Raw genomic sequence first — 19,445 nt, forward strand, 5'->3', positions numbered from 1 at the left:
TTTTTAATCTTTATTTATAGTGATTTATAGGTATTAACCACATTTTCAGGAGTAAAGCCGAATTTTTCAAGAACTAGACCGCCAGGTGCAGAAGCGCCGAAGTGATCAATTGTGATTGTTTTGCCTTCTGTTCCTACATAGCGTTCCCAACCAAAGCTTGCTGCAGCTTCAATCGCCACACGTTTTGTCACAGCTTTAGGTAACACACTTTCTTTATATTCAGCAGATTGTTTTTCAAACAAATCAAAACTTGGCATTGACACGACAGATACATCGATGCCTTCTTCCGCTAATTTAGCTTGTGCTTCCACTGCTAGATTTACTTCAGAACCAGTCGCAATTAAAATCCCTGCTGGTTGTTCACCTTTTTGTGGTGACAATACATAAGCACCTTTTTGAACAGAATCAGAAGCGTGTTCTAACGTTCCTTCTAAAACAGGTAAGTTTTGACGACTTAGAACTAAAATAGTTGGTGTTTCCGTAGAAGTCATAGCAATTCTCCAAGCAGCAACAGTTTCATTGCCGTCTGCTGGACGAATCACATGAACATTTGGAATGCAACGAACACTTGCTAATTGCTCAATTGGTTCGTGTGTTGGCCCATCTTCACCCACCGCAACAGAGTCATGCGTTAAGACGTAAGTTACAGGAACTTTTTGTAAAGCGGCTAAACGGATTGCTGGACGTAAGTAGTCAGTAAAGACGAAGAATGTCCCGCCATAAACATGGCTACCACCATGTAATTGAATCCCGTTCATTGCTGCAGCCATTGCAAATTCGCGAACACCAAACCAAATATTACGGCCTTCGTATTGACCAGGTTCGAAATCTTTTTCTGCAGCAACCATTGTATTATTTGAGGCAGATAAATCAGCTGAACCGCCCCAGAAACTTGGAACAACTTTTGAAATAGCTTGAATCGTTTCTTTACTTGTTACACGACTTGCGGCACTTGTTCCTAGTTCATATTTAGGTAATTCTTGTTCCCAACCTTCAGGTAATTGGTTGGCAAAAGCTTCTTTAAATTGTTTGGCTAATTCTGGATGCGCATGTTCATAGTTCTTAAACATCTCATTCCAAGCCGCTTCTGCTTTTTGGCCTTCGTCAATCATCGTTTCTTTAAAACGAGCAGCGACTTCCTCTGGCACAGTAAAGTCAGGATATTCCCAACCATAAACAGCTTTAGCCGCTGTAATGCCCTCTTCACCAATCGGCGCGCCGTGAACGGAAGAAGTTCCTTCTTTTGGTGCTCCGTAACCGATGACTGTTTTAACTTCAATCAATGTTGGTTTATCTGTTTCAGCTTTAGCCGCTTCAATCGCAGCCTCTATTTCATCTAAATCATTGCCATCTTTAACTAAAATATGTTGCCATCCGTATGCTTCATAACGAGCCCCAACATTTTCAGTAAAGGCTTTAGAAGTTGGTCCATCTAATGAGATGTCATTTGAATCGTACAAGACAATTAATTTACCTAATTTCATATGACCAGCCATTGAACTTGCTTCTTGAGAAACACCTTCCATTAAATCGCCATCACCACAAATTGCGTACGTATAATGATCCATAATAGGGAAACTATCACGATTATAAGTTGCAGCTAAATGCGCTTCAGCCATTGCCATACCAACAGCCATAGCAATCCCTTGTCCTAGAGGTCCTGTTGTTGCTTCAACACCATCTGTGTGGTGCACTTCTGGATGCCCTGGTGTTTTACTATCCCATTGACGGAAATTTTTCAAATCGTCAATTGTTACGTTGTATCCTGATAGATGTAATAAGCTGTACAACATTGCAGAGCCGTGGCCTGCTGAAAGTACAAAACGATCACGATCAACCCAGTTTCTAGAAGTTGTTGGGTTCACCTTTAAATGTTTTGTCCAAAGTGCATACGCCATTGGGGCAGCACCCATTGGTAAACCAGGATGTCCTGAGTTCGCTTTTTGTACGGCTTCAATACTTAATGTCCGGATTGTATTAACGCCTAATTGATCTGTCTTGTCAAACAAAAAAATCATCTCCTAATTTAGGTTTTTTTTACCTTTATTCATAGTGTAGCTTATTTCGACAATGAAAGCAATTACTTTCTGTTGTGAAGTCCTTTTTCACGCTGAATTTGTTTTAGTTTTTCAGGAGTCACATCGGTCCCTTCTTGATCCACGACCTTCATTCCTTCGATATGGTGACGCATCCCTCCACGAAATGCTTCTAAATACTCTTTACGTAATTCTTGTTGTTCGACTTTTTCTTTCGCACTAAGTTCTTCCACTTTTGCTTTATTCGCTAATTCATTTATACGGGCAATTTTTTCTTTCGATAACATCAAAATCCCTCCTTACTCTCACTGTCTATATTATAAGAACTGCCTTAAAAAAACAACTATATTCTGATATTTATAAAACACGAACGCTTGTTTGATTTCGTTCGCATTTTATGGTACACTAATTTTATCAATTGAAAGAAGGTGCGGGTTTTGGCGAAACGTACAGAAACAAGACAATTAGAAGTACTTAAATATATATACGAACAAGTCGAATTAAAGGGCTATCCGCCAACCGTTCGCGAAATTGGGAAGGCTGTTGATTTATCCTCAACTTCTACCGTTCACGGACATTTAGCTCGTCTTGAAAAAAAGGGTCTAATCTTACGTGACCCAACAAAACCGCGAGCAATCGAATTAACACCAGAAGGCTTGGAAAAGATTGGGATTCAACCGACAACTATTCCGATGTTAGGTGTCGTAACTGCTGGTGAACCAATTTTAGCGGTGGAAGAAGCATCAGATTTCTTCCCGTTACCTCCTGATTTACGTACAGAAGAAAATGCTTTATTTATGTTGACGATTCGAGGAGAAAGTATGATTAACGCAGGTATTCTAGATGGCGACCAAGTGATTGTTCGTAAGCAATCGAATGCCAATAATGGCGACATCGTAATCGCAATGACCGATGAAGATGAAGCAACCTGTAAACGATTCTTCCGAGAAGTAGATCATATCCGCTTGCAGCCTGAAAATGATGCATTAGCTCCTATTCTTTTAGATAACGTTACAATTTTAGGTAAAGTTGTTGGTTTATATCGCAATCATATTTAATAAAAAAAGGAAGTCACTCCGTTGAGCGGCTTCCTTTTTTGCTTGTTAACAAGTAAATAGCCTTTTGAGCTTCCTCGATAACCTCTGCTTCAGTTTCTACAGAAAGTAGATAATTTAAAGCTTCTAAACTTTGCTCGGGTTCTCTTTTTGCGAGCTGACCTAATGACCAAGCAGCTGTTCCGCGAATGACAGGACGCTGATCATTTAAACAGAGAATAATTTGTGGGATAGCTTCACGGCCGCCCAAATTCGCTAACGCAATTAAAGCATTCCGTTGCAATGGTTTTTTACCACGCCAAGAGCCTGCTAAGTGTCCGAATTGCTGTTTAAATTCTTTATTGGAAATAGTTAATAACGGTGCCAATTTGGGATAAACTTCTTCAATCTTTGGTTCCATCTCTTCATGAAAATGAAAATCTTTTCCTTTATTATAAGGGCAAACCAGCTGACAAATGTCGCAACCATAAATGACGTTACGCATTTTTTTCCGATACTCTTCAGGCATCATGCCTTTTGTTTGCGTTTGATAAGACAAACATTTTTGAGCATTCATTCGACCGTCCCCTAACAAAGCCCCTGTAGGACACCCTGTGATACAACGAGTACAATCACCGCAACCATTTGGAACAGGCTCATCTGGTTCAAATTGAATGTTGGTGGTCACCTCACCTAAATATACAAAGGAACCAAATTCTTCGGTAATCAGTAGACCATTTTTACCAATGAATCCTAAACCCGCCCGCTGAGCAACAGCGGTGTCAACATATTCGCCAGTATCCACTTGAGGCCGAAAGCGCCAGTGTTCTTTTTCTGCTTCAGTGGCAGCTTGCTCTTCAATAAAAGCAATTAATTTTTGCAACCGATCCTGCAAAATGTGATGATAATCAATTCCCCAAGAGGCTCGCGCAAATTGTCCACGCTTTTCATCTCTAGGCATTTTTTCCTGAGCTTTGGTGGGATAAGCTAAAGCAATGGAGATAATACTTTTAGGATGCTCAAACGTTTTTTCTGGGTAAATTCGTTCTTCCACATTTTGATGTTCAAATCCCGAGTTATATCCTCGCTCTCGTTGTTCATGCAGAGAATCTTCTAATTCAATAAATGGTTCAGCATGAGTAAAGCCGATTTTATCGATGCCTAAACGTTGACTCTCTTGAATAATTTTTTCTTTCAATGTCGGCATTGCTCATGCCTCCCTTCATTTTATTATTTATCGTTTCGATGATACGTTTCATAGTCATGTGCATAGAGATTTTTCTCGTCCACGACGCCGGGAACAGTGGCAACTTTTTCCCAAACAGACCAGTCGATTTCTGGAAAGAAGGTGTCGCCTTCAAACGTTTCATGAATCATCGTCCGATATAAGACATCGCATGCGGGAATCAATTCTTTAAAAACGACAGAACCTCCACCAATAACGGTCACGCCTTCATACTTGTCAGCATACGCAAGAATTTCCTCTACGGAATGCATAACCAAAACGCCTTCAGCTTGGTAATCCGGATTACTGGTAAGAACAATCGTTGTTCGATTTGGTAACGGACGACATCCCATGCCTTCGAAAGTTGCACGTCCTAAAACCAATGTATTATGAATTGTTTTTTCCTTGAAAAATTTCAAGTCGTTGGGTAAATGCCAAGGCAATTTGCCTTCTTTACCAATCACTCCTTGTTCATCTTGGGCCCAAATGGCTGCTAACATAGCTTCTCTCTCCTTTTTTATACGGCAATCGGCGCTTTAATCGTTGGATGTGGGTCATAGCCTTCTACTTTAATATCTTCCATATCAAAATCAAAAACAGAAGCCTTGTCTGGATTCAAAACGAGCGTTGGGAAAGAACGAACTTCTCGTGATAATTGTTCTTGCATTTGCTCCACATGATTTTGATATAAGTGGGCATCTCCTAGCGTGTGTACAAACTCCCCCACTTCTAAACCTGTTTCATGTGCAATCAGATGTGTCAATAAAGCATAGCTTGCAATGTTAAAAGGAACACCTAAAAAAACATCGGCACTGCGCTGATAAAGTTGACAGCTTAATTTTCCTTCATTTACATAAAATTGAAACATAGTGTGACAAGGCGGCAACGCCATTGAAGGCACATCTTCTGGATTCCAAGCGGAAACAATTAAACGGCGAGAATCAGGATTGGTTTTAATCATTTCAATCACATTAGCTAATTGATCAATAAAGCTACCATCTTTGGTTTCCCAGTGACGCCATTGTGCACCATAAATATTCCCTAATTCACCATATTTTTCTGCAAACTCTTCATCGTTTAAAATAGCGTCACAGAATTTTTGATGTTCTTCTTTGTATTGTTCTGCAAACGCTGGATCTTGTAAGACACGATGCCCAAAATCCGTCATGTCTGGTCCTTGATAATCTGCGCTTTTTACGTAACGTTCAAACGCCCATTCATCCCAAATATGATTATTTCGCTCTAATAAATAGCGAATATTCGTGTCGCCTTTTAAAAACCACAATAACTCACTTTTAATCAAGCCAAACGGTACTCGTTTGGTTGTTAGTAAGGGAAATCCTTTGGCCAAATCAAAACGCATTTGATAGCCAAATAAACTATACGTCCCAGTTCCTGTACGGTCTTCTTTAAAATGACCTTCTTCTAAAATCTTTTTTCCTAGCGCTAAGTATGCTTCTTCCATCTTATTCCCTCCGTCTCTTAATCCGCGTATTCACTCAAGTATTCCCAACGATTCATTTTTTCTTCTAACAATTGTTCCGTTGCTGTTACTGCTTCTTGCAATTCTTGTAAACGAACAAAATCATCACCCTGATGATTCATTTCTTCAGTTAATGTTTCTAATTTCGTTTCTAATTGTGTGATGTCTTCTTCAATTGTTGCCCACTCTTTTTGTTCCATATAAGTCAGCTTTGTTTTTTCTTTCTTTTCTGTCGATGCTTCTTTTACTGGTTTATTGAGCGGTTTTTCTTTGACCTTTTCTTGTTCTTTTTGGTTCGCCAAATATTCACTCATCGTGCCATAAAATGATAGGATCTGACCATTTCCTTGAAAAACTAACAATTTATCCATTGTTTTATCCAAGAAATAACGGTCATGAGAAACCGCAATTACCGCTCCTTTAAACGTTTGGATATAATCTTCTAAAATGGTCAACGTATCAATGTCCAAATCGTTGGTTGGCTCATCCAATAATAACACGTTAGGCTGACTAATTAATAATTTTAAGAGATATAACCGGCGTTTTTCTCCACCAGACAGTTTGCCAATCAGTGTGCCATGCATAAAACGAGGAAATAAAAAGCGCTCTAACATTTCAGCGACCCCAACGCTGCTTCCATCACTGCGTTTCACTTCTTCTGCTGCTTCTTGCAAATAAGCAATCATCCGTTGATTAGGGTCCATTTCTTCGTTTTGCTGGGTATAATAGCCAATTCGGACGGTTTCACCGATACTATATAGGCCACTCTCTAAAGGAATGCGGCCAGCTAAAATATTTAATAATGTGGATTTGCCTGCACCGTTTTTACCAGTAATGCCAATTCGATCGTTTGCTTGAATGAGTAAATTAAAGTCTTTTAAAAGCTGTTTATGATCAATGGCATAATTTCCTTCCTTGATTTCCAGAACTTTTTTCCCTAAACGCTGCGTGGCAAAGTCTGCTTCTAAGGTGCCATTGGTTTGTACCTGATGCAAGTTTTCTTTTAAATCCTGAAACCGATCAATTCTTGCTTGCTGTTTTGTTCCTCGTGCTTGAACGCCCGCTCGCATCCACGCAAGTTCTTGTTTGAAGAGGCGCTTTCTTTTTTCTTCTTGCTCTACAGCGACACGTTCACGTTCGGCTTTTTCCATCACATACGTTTCATAGTTTCCTTTGTATTCATACAGTTTTCCAAAAGAAAGTTCGAAAATCCGATTGGTTACTCGATCTAAAAAGTAGCGGTCATGGGTCACCATTAAAACCGCACCACGATAGTTATTTAAAAAGTTTTCCAGCCATTCAATCGTTTCATAATCCAGATGGTTCGTTGGTTCATCCAATAACAGTAAATCAGGCGCTTCAATTAAGACTTGCGCCAAGCTTACTCGTTTTAACTGCCCACCAGAAAGCTCCCCTATTTTCTTTTCCAATGTGGGAATGCCTAATTTTTGTAAAATAATTTTTGCATTGGTATCTGCTGTCCAAGCATCTTGTTTATTCATGGCTTCTTCTGCTTGCGTGTAACGTCTTTGAACCCCTTCGTCTAAACCGTTCTCACTTAAAGCAGCTAACGCTAATTCATAATTTTTGACTGCTTTTATGATCGGGCTGTCTCCCTGAAACACGGCTTCTGCAATCGTAATATTCTCGTCAAATGTTTGATTCTGTGAAAGGTACCCAATTTGATAATCACTTGGCTGCTGAATTGCAGCAAGATCACCATCACCGCTATCTACGCCAGCAATAATATTTAATAAACTGGTTTTGCCTGTGCCGTTAATCCCAATTAAACCAATGCGATCTTTTTCATGAATCAAAAAAGAAAGATGATCAAATAGTGTTTTTTCCCCATATGTTTTGGTTAAATCTGTTACTTTTAATTCTTTCACCGACACTACCAACTCCTTCTATTTTGGTCTTGCTTATTGTATCAAAAATTGGATTATAAAAAAAGTGCATGAGATAAAAATCGTCTTGGTTTCATCTCATACACTATACTTATTCTTTATTAAAATTTTTAACAAATCGTTTCAGCGGAACATTATTCACTTCGCCGCTAATCGAATAACTCTCTAATAAATTGACATTTTTTCGTAACTCGTTCGCTTCGATAATTGAAATGCGTTCAGATTGTTCGTAATGATCAATCATCCGTCGTTCTTCTTGGAAGCCTAATAATAGGTCTTTGACATAGTCTGTCTCCGTATGAACAATATACGAATCAATAAATTCGCCTTTTTCAAACTTATGGGCTAAATCCAAGCGTCCGTCAATGAAAAAATCAATTAAATCATCATCATAGACACCGCGCAAATTATCTAAACTTTTTAGAATAACTTGAGAATTTCTTAGAAAAACTTGACGAATATTTTCTAATTCTTCGTTTCGTAATTCTTTTTCTTCTTCAGAAGCTTCACCACGATTGAAAAATAGCTTAGGATGTAAAAGAATCGAAATGATTTGTCGAGCAAATAATAACCAAAAGCCTACAATCGATAATAATTGTTTGGCAATCGACCGTTGCATCCGTGTAATTAAGCGTTGATACATACGATAACTTCTGACACTAATTTCTCCTTGTTTCAGACTTTCTTCTAAGCCGTCTCGTTCAATGGACACAATTAACGTCCGCAACTCTTGCACTTCTTGTTTTCGTTCCGCACTTAGCTGCTCGGTATACAATTCTTTTAAACGATCTTGATAATTTTCAATGACCGCATTCATTTCACCACGAGGATTCTCTTCATTTTGCTGTTTTAAGACATCAATGACATCACGTAATAAATCAATTTCGACTGACTCTTCATTTTCCACTTCCGTCTCTGAATCAGTTAAAAATGGTAAAACTAGAATCCCACCAATCAGAGTCACCAAAATAACACAAGCCGTAATGAATAGTAATAACGGTCGTTCTTTAAAATGCTCGCCGTTAATCGCTGTTGGCAAAATAAAGATGGTGGCTAAACTCACTGTTCCTTTAACACCGCCAAAAGTTAAAATCAGCATTTCATTCATTGCGTTTTTAACTTTTTTAAGGCCATGTTGAAGCGTGTAAACACTGAAAATGGCTAAGAAACGAATCAAAAAGACAACGGCGCTAATAATTAGAACAACCATTAGTAGGAACCAGTTTGAATATTGTTGGTCAATCCAAATTGGCGAAAACACTTGAGAAAGTTCAATTCCTAAGAATAAGAAAACTAAGGCATTTAAAGTGAACTCAATCATACTCCAAATACTTTCGCCAACATTTGACAGTTCTGCTTCAAAAAGCGAAACTTTTTTCAAACTAGACGCTTGCATAATTCCAGCAATCACAGCGGCAATAATTCCAGAAACGCCAATCAACTCTGAAATTAAATAAGCAATAAATGGCAAGAGTAATTCAATCAACAAGTAGCCTGTAACATCTTTTGCCACTGCAGTTTCAAGTAAATGAACAATTTGCTGTTTTAATAGAACTAACACGATTCCGACTACCGCTCCACCAATGCTGGAAATAACCAAGGTCCCTGCCGCTTCCACCGGCGAAAATGAACCCGTTAATAAAGCCGCTAATGCAAATTGAAAGGCTGTAACGCCTGATGCATCGTTAATGAGCCCTTCACCAGATAAAATGTTCATCGAACGTTCAGGAATGTCAATTCGTCCTGATAACGAACCTACCGCCACCGCATCCGTTGGCCCTAAAGCCGCCCCAAAAGCGAAGCAAGCAGCTAATGGTAAAGTAGGCAAAATCATATGCAGGGTCCAGCCGACTCCAACTAAGGTAATTAACACACCAAAAAAGGCCAAGAAAAGAATCATCCCGAAATTTTTCATCATTGCTTTCAGATTGATTAGCTCCCCTTCTCTAAATAAAAGCGGTGCAATAATCATTACTAAAAACACTTCAGGCTCAAATTCAATTTCCTGCCCCATTTTAGTTAAACCAATTAGAACGCCTACAATAATTTGCACAATTGGCAGCGGAATGACGGGAACAATCCGGTTGAATATGTTTGAGAAGGTAATAGACAGTGCAAAAACAATGATTAGAAAGGTAAATTCCATCCTATCATTCCCTTCTATATTAAATTTTTATTGACTTACCGATCAAAACATTTAAGTAATTTTTTCTTTTTAAGAATAATTTTCTTTTCGACTTCTTCTAACTCAGAACTGCGTTCGCAAAGTTCCAATTGAGCGCGTCGTGCTTCTAAACGAAGAAGTTCTCCTTTAATTAATTCAATCTTTTTGTAGCGTAAGAAATTTTTCTTTTGCATACGTTCTGCAAAGTGTTGTCGTTTTTCTTCAGGGATTGCTTGATATTTCTTTTTCAAGTCAGCGACACACTTTTCAAATTCTTCACTCACCGAAACAACTTCCTTCCAAAATTTAATCTGACTAATTATAACAAATTTTACCAAAAGTACAAGCAAAATTGCTTTCTTTTTTTCAAAAGAAATTCAGACAAAACTTAACGCGGGAAAAGCTGATTTCTAGGAGCTGAACATGGTTAATCTTCATTAACAATAATATCAATTTCTGCCTCTTCATTCATCCGCGTTGAAAGAAAAAGAACCATTTCTTCTAGTGGCGCAGAAAAGCGTAAAACCACCCCTCTTCTGCCTTTTTTTAAATACCCTAAACGAATACCGTTCGGCTTTTGAACAAGGACAATCTTTTCGATATCTTTAAAGGCCGTGCCCCGATTGTCAAAAGGATGCGTAATAATACAGTCCTCCGCAAAACCTCTTGCATCGTAAAGAAAACTGAAGATAATCAAAATATATAACACACTTCGAATCATTTCAATTTTATCTCCTGCCGAAAATGCATTGGCCAGAATCATTAAACTAAAAAAAGCAACTAAATATTTTGTTGTAGGATGTTTTGCAGCCGGAATTACAATACTTTTACGTACGAAGTAAAAGTAACCATACATAACGACGACAAATAAAAATAGCAATAACGTAAATCCATCGATAATCACAAACGACTCCTTTATTTCTTTTTCTTTTGAATATCTGTTAATATATCATTTATTTCTTTAATTTCTTTTTTTGATTCGTTAATCTTTTTGATAACCGCCTCACGGTTTTTTCCAGGCGGTAAGTCAATTGATTCTTGGTAGTAGTTTGCTAAAGCTTGAACTTTTTTCATTTTTTCGCTTTGCAACAAGGCTATATTTCTTTTCATTTAACCGCCTCCTCTTCCTTAGTATACATTACTTTGTAAGGAATTGCTTAATTTGCAAGATATTTTCTAATAAAAAGGAGTAATTTTACATTTTCTTATAAACAAAAAGTATTCGGCTGAGTAACAGCAGCAAACGACAAAATAATAGAATAAAAGATGAGACAGAAGTAGTTTACTTTTGTCTCATCTTTTATTATTGAGCTGAAATCGCTAAGCCAATTGCTTTTTCCCCTAGGTGGGTCCCAATAACTGGACCAAAATGACCGATTTCAATTTCTGCATTTGGGTATAGCTTTTGTAATTTTGCTTGTTCTTTTTCAGCAACGATGCGGTTATTGGCATGAATCACATACAGTTTAACTGGCGCTTCAATCCCTGCGTTGCGTTCACCAATAATCTTTTCTGCACGAGCAAAAGCTTTCTTTGTTGAACGGATTTTTTCAAATAATACAATCTTTCCATCTTCAAAAGTCAAGATAGGTTTAATCTTCAATAGTCCAGCGATCAAGGCTGCGCCATTCGTTAAGCGACCGCCACGAACTAAGTTGTTCAGATCTTCTACAATTAGATATGCATACGTATTGTCACGAATTAAATCTAATTTGGCAAAAATTTCTTCTAAGCTGGCTTTTTCTTCTGTTAAATCTAAAGCAGCTTCTACCATGTGTCCCATTGGCATACTTGTAATTTTTGAGTCATATGGATACAAAGCAACGCCTGGGATTTCATCGGTAAGTCCGTGCAATGTATGAACAAAACCAGAGATTCCTGAAGAAAGATGAATGCTGATGATGGTGTCGTACCCTTGTTCAGCGATTGATTTGTAAAGCTCTAACACTTCTCCTAAAGCAGGTTGTGAAGTCGTCGGAAATTCTTTACTATTATTTAGCAATGCATAATATTCATCTGCTTCAATGTCAATGCCTTCGTTGTATATTTTTCCATCTAAAATGACTGGGATGGGAATTACAAAAAGATTCGGATGATCTTTAATGCGCTCGGGTAAATAAGCTGTACTATCTGTCACAATAGCAATTTTCATTTTGTAACCTCGTTTCACTAATTTTCCACGTTGTTTCTAATATAGCATAAAAAAGGATATTTTAAAATGCTTTCCTTATTCGTTCAGGAATTTTTCGATGGCGTCAGCATTTTTTTGTTCATCTACTTCTAAAATACTGCCTGCATAAGAGGATTCACCAAAATTCCAAGAATCTGGTACCGGAACCGATAATGACTCAACCCCTGCTTTTCCTTTAATCAGCAATGATGGTCCGTTCGTTAACATGAAACTAACAGGCACATCTGTCGACATATAGCCGACTAATTTCCCAAGTGATTCTGGGGTTCTTAATAAAGTCATTGGGTTTTTCATTTGGCTCATTACAGCTGACATAACTTGTTGTTGGCGACGAACCCGACCAAAGTCGCCTTCTTCATCCATCCTAAAGCGAGCGTATTGAAGTAAGACATGTCCATCCATGACCTGTTGTCCTTTTTCAATATCAACGCCATCTAAATTCAGTGATTTTTCTGCATCGATTTTGACACCTTTTGGAAACATAGAGTCAACAATTTTTTCAAATGATTGGAAATCTACCTTAGCATAATATTTCGTATCTAAATTAAAGTTTTGTTTTAACGTTTCACGAACCAATTCAGCACCGCCATAAGCGTATGCGGCATTAATTTTATTCGGCCCGACACCAGGAATGTCCACGAATGTATCACGCATAAATGAAATTAATTTCGGTTTTTTTGATGGTCCATTTAGTTGGAGAACCATTATTGTGTCGGCTCGTCCAGCATCTTCCCCACGTGTATCGCTGCCAAGAATTAAAATATTCTTAGCTCCATTGCTACTTTTGACACCATTAAATGTTTCTACTTTTTCTTGAGGCAACGAGTCATCATGTTCTGCTGCAGATTTTCCTTTTAAAAACATGACTGTACTATAAGCAAATAACAGGATCAATAGGATTACTAGCCATTTGAAAAAGCGTTTTGTTTTTGATTTTTTACGTTTCTTTTTTGGTTTCTTGTCTTTTTTTCCGCGGGGTGGTTGGTCAGAACCGTTGCCACCACCTGAATCTGTTTGATGTCGCCTCTCACTTCTGCGACTGTCCTCAGTATAGCTGTCTTCGTAAACTGGCTCTTGAAGGCTTTCAGCTAGTTCTTCTGGTTCTGCTTCTCTATGTTCACCCATTGATTTTCGGGGATTAAAGGTCTTTTTATGCTCTGCTGGTCTCGATTTTTCATGAATATGTTTATAACGATCTACACGACTCATCGTGTCACTCCTTTACCTCTGTGTTTTATCACCTTTCTTAGGATACCTCATTTCGCAGGAAATTCCTATTACAAATATGTAATTTAATAAAAAATGAAACTCACTTTATCTAATAAGTAAGCTTCATTTTCATTTTTAACTCTTTAAAGTGTGGACAAAACATAGATCGGGTAATCCCCTAAAATTTTTATTTCTGCGCCAATCAGTTCCAGTTCTATTAAAGCTGCTTCAATTAATTTTTCTGGTTGATCTTTCACTAAGTCCATTAAAAAGAAGTACTCTCCTAGCTTTGTTTTCAACGGCCGCGATTCTATTTTGCTAAGATTAATCCCTCGCCAACTAAACACGCTTAATGCTTTGTGTAAAGAGCCAGGAACATTACTTGGCATCGTAATCGCCAGCGTTATTTTTTTCTCAGATAGCGGGAAAGAAATCGCTAAATTTTCAGAACCAAGAACCCAAAATCGGGTTTGATTTACCGATAAATCTTGTATATTTTTTTCAACAATGGTCAAATCATACATTTCCGCAGAAAGTTTTGGTGCAATAGCTGCAAAAGGTAATTCTGGATGTTCTGCAATGTATTTGGCGGCGTAAGCTGTTGAAGGCGTTGCTTCTAAAATCGCTTCTGGAAAGTTTTTCGCTAGAAACATCTGCGATTGAGCTAATGCTTGCGGATGTGATAAAATTTTCTGACTTTGTTGCCAGATCGCTTGATTCTCTTTTGCCACCATTAATTGTTGTTGAATCGGTAAAACCAACTCTGCTTGGACAGGTAACTGCGCTTGATGATACAAATAATCTATCGATGCATTAACGGTTCCTTCAATCGTGTTTTCTATTGGGATAATGCTACATGCCACTTCTTGCTGTTCAATTGCTTTCAAGCAAGCTGGAATCGATGCGTACGGTATCAATGTAGCATCAGGAAAAGCAGCCAACGTTGCACTGTACGTAAAGGAACCAATCGGACCTAAATAACCAACTTTCATCGTTTCTCTACTCCTTTAATTGTTGCAAAATTTCATGGATAATTTCTTCTGGTGAGCGATTGGTCGTATCAATTGTCATCTTCGCACATTCTTCGTAAAAATTTTTACGAGACTCAAACAAAGTAATGATTTCTTTTGGAGAACGTTCTATAGCTAAGGGTCGTTGGTTTTCAGTATCTTCTTTGATTCTTTTTAACAGCTCTTCTGGTGTCGCATGTAAATAAATCACTTGCTGAAAAGATTTTAATAAGCTACGATTTTCTGGTCCGACAACAATCCCGCCCCCAGTTGAAAGGACGGCTGTATTTTTTGACAGCTCCTTTAAAAGTTGGGTTTCCTGTTCTCGGAAAGCTGCTTCACCATATTTTTCGAAATAGTCAGGAATTGAGCGTCCTATTTTTTCAATTAACGCTGTATCTAAATCAAGATGAGGCATCTTTAGTTTATTGGCCAAACTTTGGCCGATAGTTGTTTTACCCGCACCCATGAAACCAATTAAAACAATGCTTTCCATGGTTCGTTATCCTCCTTCGTTAACAACTTAAACGTTCTAAGTCGTCAAAAAATGCTGGATAAGAAACTGAAACTGCTTCAGCCTTATCTAATTCAACAGTGCCTTCTTTTACAAGTAATGCAGCAATTTGTAACATCATCCCGATACGATGATCCCCATAACTGGTAACTCTTCCACCATGTAAAGAAGTTGGTCCATGTATAATTAAGCCATCATCAGTAGGCGTGATGTCGGCGCCTAAAATTGCTAATTCTTTCGCTACTGCATCAATCCGATTGGTTTCTTTGACTTTCAATTCTTCTGCATCTCGAATGATTGTCGTGCCAGTAGCCTGAGTAGCTAACAAAGCAATAATCGGTAACTCATCAATTAAACGTGGGATAATAGCGCCACCAATCTCTGTAGCTGTTAATTGACTCGTTTTTACAAGTAAATCGCCAGAGTGATTGGCCTCATCTTCATTTAACATAGTGACGGAACCACCCATGTTTTTAATCACATCTAAAATACCTGTCCGCGTTTGATTTAAGCCAACATTTTTCAGAAGTATCTCGCTATCTGGGACTACTAAACCCGCAACTAAAAAGAAAGCTGCAGAAGAGATATCACCAGGAACTACCACATTTTGACCTGTTAATTGTTGCGGTCCAGTTAACATAATTTTTTTACCGTCTACTTCAAGTGTCCCACCAAATTGTCGAATCATCTCTTCTGTATGATCACGTGTCTTTTCTTTCTCAACCACTACAGAAGTGCCCTCGGCTTGCAAAGCAGCGAATAAAATAGCCGATTTAACTTGAGCACTTGCAACAGGCATTGTGTAGTCAATCGGTTGCAAATTTTGAGTCCCGCGAATAGAAATTGGCGGAAACTCCGTTTGCTGAACCCCTTGACATTCCGCTCCCATTTGGTTTAAAGGAAGCATCACACGATTCATTGGTCGTTTGGCAATAGACGCATCACCAGCTAGGCGCGTTTCAAAGGGACAGCCAGCTAAAATGCCCAGCATTAGACGAATTGTTGTCCCTGAATTTCCAACATCAATTGTATTCCTCGCCTTTTTTAAACCTGCAAATCCTTGCCCCTCAACGGTGATTGTCGTCCCGTCATCTTCAATGTTCACACCCAAAGAACGAAACGCCGCTAAGGTACTTAAACAATCTTCGCCTCTTAGAAAATTTGTAATCGTCGTTTTTCCAGAAGAAATCGCTCCAAACATAATACTTCTATGGGAAATCGATTTGTCGCTAGGAACCATCAGAGTCCCTTGTAAATGTTTCACATTTGTACGTAGTTGCACCCTCATCACCTCTTATTTTTCGTAACACGTATAGTTCGTTTTTTTAGATAAAATTTGTTTTGCAGCTTGGCAGTCTGATTGATTTTTAAAAGACAATTGAAGAATCCCATAGATTTCTTCTCTCGTTTCTAAAATTTTAATATTTGTAAGAGAAAGGTCCGCTTCGCCTAAAATTTGCGTAATTTCAGCAATGATTCCTGGTTGATCTGGTACATCAACAAACAGATCATAGAAAGCTGGGATTGCGCCTTCTTTATGAATGGGCAACTGAGCACGTGTTTCTTTGGCCTTATCAAAAAAATTACGAATAGCTGGGGCATTTTTTTCTGTTAACCATTGGCAAACAGTAGTCATCTCTTTTTGCCAATTTTCTAGTAAGTCCAATAATACTAAGCGATTGCTTAATAAAATATCCGTCCACATCGTTGCATCAGAGGAAGCAATTCGAGTAATATCTCTGAATCCTCCAGCCGCTAGCTGCTGTGCTCTAGGGTAAGTGGTATTCAGTTGCTGACTTTCGTTCACTAAAGCTGCGGCAACAATATGTGGCAAGTGACTTAGAGCACCAGTAATTTCATCATGTTCCTGTGCAGGCATCGTAATAAACTTCGCATGCGTTCCTTTTAGTAACGTTTGTAACTCCTGAATCTGTTTGCTTTTTTCGCCATGGTCATCGGTAAAAATATAGTAGGCATTTTCAAACAAACGTTCATCAGCGGCTGTTACGCCGGATTTATGTGAACCAGCCATTGGATGACCACCAATAAAATTTTTCATGTTAAGCTTTGTTGCTAACTGATTAATTTCCACCTTGGTACTACCCACATCTGTGATCAGAGCAGTTTCTAGTGATAATTGGTTTAATTCTTCTAGTTGTACTAAAGTTGCTTTAACTGGGGAACAAAGAAAAATAATCTCTGCTCGTCTTGCCCCACTTGTTAAAGATTCAGCTATCTCATCAATTAGACCCGTTTTCTTAGCAAATCCAGTTGTATCCGCTTGATTATCGAAACCGATAATCTCACTGCTGGGATGTCCTTTTTTGATACACAAAGCCAGTGAACTCCCGATTAGCCCTAATCCTACGATTAAAATACGTTTCTTCATTTTTTCCCTCCATATACTTGCGACTTTCTTCCATTAAAAGTTTTGAGTATATAGACGATAACGTTTCACTGCTTCTTTCATTTGTTCAAATGAGTCACTATCAAATTTTTCGAGCATAGCCTTCGCTACTTCCGTTGCAACAACGGCTTCACAAACAACGCTAGCGGCCGGTACCGCCGTGCTATCAGAGCGCTCAACGCTGGCCTTATAAGGCTCTTTTGTATCAATATTCACGCTTTGTAATGGTTTATAAAGGGTTGGAATAGGTTTCATGACACCACGAACGATGATTGGCATTCCGTTGGTCATTCCTCCTTCAAAACCACCTAAATTGTTGGAAGTTCTGGTATAACCAGTACTTTCGTCCCAAACAATCTCGTCCATCACTTGACTACCAGGGCGTTGCGCCATTTCAAATCCAATGCCAAACTCAGCACCTTTAAAAGCATTGATGCTTACAACAGCTTGCGCAATTTTGGCATCTAGTTTACGATCCCATTGAACATAGCTACCTAAGCCAGCTGGAACGCCACCCACAAGTACTTCTACTACCCCACCAATTGTATCGCCATTTTTCTTGGTTTGGTCAATTAGTTCTTTCATTTTTTCTTCTACGGAAGGATCTAATACGCGAACGGCAGATTGTTCAGACCGTTCTTGAATTTCACGAATCGTTAAATTTTCAGGAATCGTAGCTTCAATCCCGCCTAATACCGCGACATGCCCAGCGACTTGGATATCCAGTTCAGCTAAGAGTTTTTTAGCAACCGCACCAATCGCCACACGCATCGTTGTTTCTCGTGCCGAAGACCGTTCTAAAACATTCCGTAAATCATCATGTTGATATTTCATGCCACCGACTAAATCAGCATGTCCTGGACGTGGTTTACTGACGCGGCGGATTTTCTTTTGTTTTTCAGGAACTGGCTCTACTGACATCACGGAGGTCCAATTTTTCCAGTCTTTGTTTTCGACAATCAACGTTACTGGTGAGCCAAGTGTTTTACCATGCCGAATGCCCGAAGTAATACGTACTTGGTCTTTTTCAATTTTCATCCGTCCCCCACGACCGTAACCGCCTTGACGTCTTGCTAATTCTCGGTTAATCTCTTCGCTACTTAAAGGCAAGCCGGCTGGTAAGCCTTCAATAATAGCAGTTAATTCAGGTCCATGTGATTCGCCTGCTGTAATAAAGCGCATCTTAAATTCCTCCTTCTCTGTTTAAAAATGCTCGAATTTCTTCCGTTGGTAAAGAGACAATTTTCGCTTGACCAATTTTTTCTAAGACAATGATTTTAATCTGTCCCCCACGTGTTTTTTTATCATGTGTAATTGCTTGATAGAGACGTTCTTCTGGCCAACGATCTGTCGTTACTGGTAAATCGAACTTTTCTAGCATGGTGACCAACTCTTGGGTAGTCCCAAGTGGGGAAAGCCCTCGTTGTTCTGCGACTTGAGTTATTTGAATCATTCCTAAAGAAACGCCTTCACCGTGAGCAATCACCCCGTAACCAGCTGTATTTTCTAATGCGTGGCCAATCGTATGCCCAAAATTCAGAATCAAACGTAAGCCCAAATCTAATTCATCTTCTTCGACGACATCACGTTTAATCTTGCAACAGGCCGTGATAATTTCTTCTGCATGTGCCACTAAATCTTGTTCATTTTCCAAAGAGGATAAACGGTGCCACAATTCAACATCAGCGATAGCTGCTGATTTTACAATTTCTGCAATTCCTTCACGCACACGTCTAGGTTCTAATGTTTTAAGTGTATTAGGATCAATTAAAACCCCATCTGGTTGCGCAAAAGTACCGACAAGATTTTTGGCTTTTTTAGTATTAACCGCTGTTTTACCTCCAATGCTACTATCTACTTGTGCCAGTAAGGTTGTTGGTACTTGCAAAAAGTGAATACCGCGCATATAGGTTGAAGCGACAAATCCAGCTAGATCTCCCACAACGCCTCCACCTAAAGCAATTAGACCATCACTTCGAGTCAATTGCTGTTCCGCTAAAAAATCATAAAGCAGTTGAGCTGTTTCGAGGCTCTTACTTTGTTCACCTGCCGCTACAGCAATCAATGATGTTTCAAAACCAGCAGCTTGCAATTCTTTCTCAACAGCTGCGCCATATAATTTATTCACCGTTTCATCGGTAATAATCGCTACCCGTTGTGGCTGCCACAGGCTACGTACCCAGGTGCCAATTTTATCTAAGGCACCTGTTTCGATGGTTAAATCATATGAATGTGTAGGTAACGTTACGGTTAATTTCATGTCCT

The 19,445-nt window shown here is 38.9% G+C and carries 19 protein-coding genes; 1 reads left to right on the forward strand and 18 read right to left on the reverse strand.

Annotated features, from left to right (window positions below):
• Nucleotides 1-14 precede the first annotated feature (14 nt).
• Nucleotides 15-2,009 (reverse strand): transketolase, encoded by a 1,995-nt coding sequence (tkt, locus tag KQI94_RS01290; protein WP_002369388.1) that lies wholly within the window; start codon nucleotides 2,007-2,009, stop codon nucleotides 15-17.
• 71 nt (nucleotides 2,010-2,080) lie between these two features.
• Entirely contained in the window at nucleotides 2,081-2,323 is a 243-nt protein-coding gene (locus tag KQI94_RS01295) for a DUF896 family protein (protein WP_002384502.1), read from the reverse strand.
• A 150-nt stretch (nucleotides 2,324-2,473) separates the two neighbouring features.
• Here KQI94_RS01295 and lexA point away from each other — a divergent pair, with 150 nt between their 5' ends.
• Nucleotides 2,474-3,094, forward strand: a complete 621-nt coding sequence (lexA, locus tag KQI94_RS01300) for a transcriptional repressor LexA (RefSeq protein WP_002357566.1) — start codon at nucleotides 2,474-2,476, stop codon at nucleotides 3,092-3,094.
• A gap of 13 nt (nucleotides 3,095-3,107) precedes the next feature.
• Here lexA and queG read toward each other — a convergent pair whose 3' ends face one another.
• The 16 genes from queG to aroB form a co-directional block, all read right to left on the reverse strand.
• A complete protein-coding gene (gene queG, locus KQI94_RS01305) occupies nucleotides 3,108-4,277 on the reverse strand; it encodes a tRNA epoxyqueuosine(34) reductase QueG (protein WP_002369389.1) in 1,170 nt (389 codons plus the stop codon).
• Between the two features lie 23 nt (nucleotides 4,278-4,300).
• The gene (gene dfr, locus KQI94_RS01310) at nucleotides 4,301-4,795 is read right to left on the reverse strand and encodes a trimethoprim-sensitive dihydrofolate reductase (RefSeq protein WP_002360302.1); all 495 of its coding nucleotides are present in this window, start codon (nucleotides 4,793-4,795) and stop codon (nucleotides 4,301-4,303) included.
• A 17-nt stretch (nucleotides 4,796-4,812) separates the two neighbouring features.
• Entirely contained in the window at nucleotides 4,813-5,760 is a 948-nt protein-coding gene (locus KQI94_RS01315) for a thymidylate synthase (RefSeq protein ID WP_002369390.1), read from the reverse strand.
• Between the two features lie 17 nt (nucleotides 5,761-5,777).
• A complete protein-coding gene (locus tag KQI94_RS01320; RefSeq protein WP_002365663.1) occupies nucleotides 5,778-7,667 on the reverse strand; it encodes an ABC-F family ATP-binding cassette domain-containing protein in 1,890 nt (629 codons plus the stop codon).
• A gap of 109 nt (nucleotides 7,668-7,776) precedes the next feature.
• The gene (locus KQI94_RS01325) at nucleotides 7,777-9,831 is read right to left on the reverse strand and encodes a cation:proton antiporter (RefSeq protein ID WP_002360309.1); all 2,055 of its coding nucleotides are present in this window, start codon (nucleotides 9,829-9,831) and stop codon (nucleotides 7,777-7,779) included.
• A gap of 35 nt (nucleotides 9,832-9,866) precedes the next feature.
• Nucleotides 9,867-10,199 carry an ACP phosphodiesterase gene (locus KQI94_RS01330; protein WP_002357572.1) on the reverse strand — a complete coding sequence of 111 codons (333 nt, stop codon included), beginning with the start codon at nucleotides 10,197-10,199 and terminating at the stop codon, nucleotides 9,867-9,869.
• Nucleotides 10,200-10,276: 77 nt separating this feature from the next.
• A complete protein-coding gene (locus tag KQI94_RS01335; RefSeq protein WP_002369392.1) occupies nucleotides 10,277-10,753 on the reverse strand; it encodes a hypothetical protein in 477 nt (158 codons plus the stop codon).
• 11 nt (nucleotides 10,754-10,764) lie between these two features.
• Nucleotides 10,765-10,959: a hypothetical protein gene (locus tag KQI94_RS01340; protein WP_002357574.1), complete on the reverse strand. Its 195-nt coding sequence runs from the start codon at nucleotides 10,957-10,959 to the stop codon at nucleotides 10,765-10,767.
• Between the two features lie 193 nt (nucleotides 10,960-11,152).
• Nucleotides 11,153-12,001, reverse strand: a complete 849-nt coding sequence (locus KQI94_RS01345) for a DegV family protein (RefSeq protein WP_002382324.1) — start codon at nucleotides 11,999-12,001, stop codon at nucleotides 11,153-11,155.
• A 75-nt stretch (nucleotides 12,002-12,076) separates the two neighbouring features.
• Complete coding sequence (locus KQI94_RS01350; RefSeq protein ID WP_002369393.1) at nucleotides 12,077-13,249, reverse strand: LCP family protein; 1,173 nt, start codon at nucleotides 13,247-13,249, stop codon at nucleotides 12,077-12,079.
• Between the two features lie 143 nt (nucleotides 13,250-13,392).
• A complete protein-coding gene (gene pheA, locus KQI94_RS01355; protein WP_002369395.1) occupies nucleotides 13,393-14,241 on the reverse strand; it encodes a prephenate dehydratase in 849 nt (282 codons plus the stop codon).
• 7 nt (nucleotides 14,242-14,248) lie between these two features.
• Nucleotides 14,249-14,755, reverse strand: a complete 507-nt coding sequence (locus KQI94_RS01360) for a shikimate kinase (RefSeq protein ID WP_002369396.1) — start codon at nucleotides 14,753-14,755, stop codon at nucleotides 14,249-14,251.
• Between the two features lie 19 nt (nucleotides 14,756-14,774).
• The gene (gene aroA / locus KQI94_RS01365) at nucleotides 14,775-16,061 is read right to left on the reverse strand and encodes a 3-phosphoshikimate 1-carboxyvinyltransferase (protein ID WP_002369398.1); all 1,287 of its coding nucleotides are present in this window, start codon (nucleotides 16,059-16,061) and stop codon (nucleotides 14,775-14,777) included.
• Nucleotides 16,062-16,067: 6 nt separating this feature from the next.
• Nucleotides 16,068-17,162, reverse strand: coding sequence for a prephenate dehydrogenase (locus KQI94_RS01370; protein ID WP_002369400.1), 1,095 nt, complete (start codon nucleotides 17,160-17,162; stop codon nucleotides 16,068-16,070).
• A 33-nt stretch (nucleotides 17,163-17,195) separates the two neighbouring features.
• On the reverse strand, nucleotides 17,196-18,362 hold the full coding sequence (aroC, locus tag KQI94_RS01375) for a chorismate synthase (protein WP_002357582.1): 1,167 nt from the start codon (nucleotides 18,360-18,362) through the stop codon (nucleotides 17,196-17,198).
• A gap of 1 nt (nucleotide 18,363) precedes the next feature.
• Nucleotides 18,364-19,440, reverse strand: a complete 1,077-nt coding sequence (aroB, locus tag KQI94_RS01380) for a 3-dehydroquinate synthase (protein WP_002369401.1) — start codon at nucleotides 19,438-19,440, stop codon at nucleotides 18,364-18,366.
• Nucleotides 19,441-19,445 lie beyond the last annotated feature (5 nt).

The organism is Enterococcus sp. S183_ASV_20, assembly GCF_018919685.1.
GTDB classification, from domain to species: Bacteria; Bacillota; Bacilli; order Lactobacillales; family Enterococcaceae; genus Enterococcus; species Enterococcus faecalis.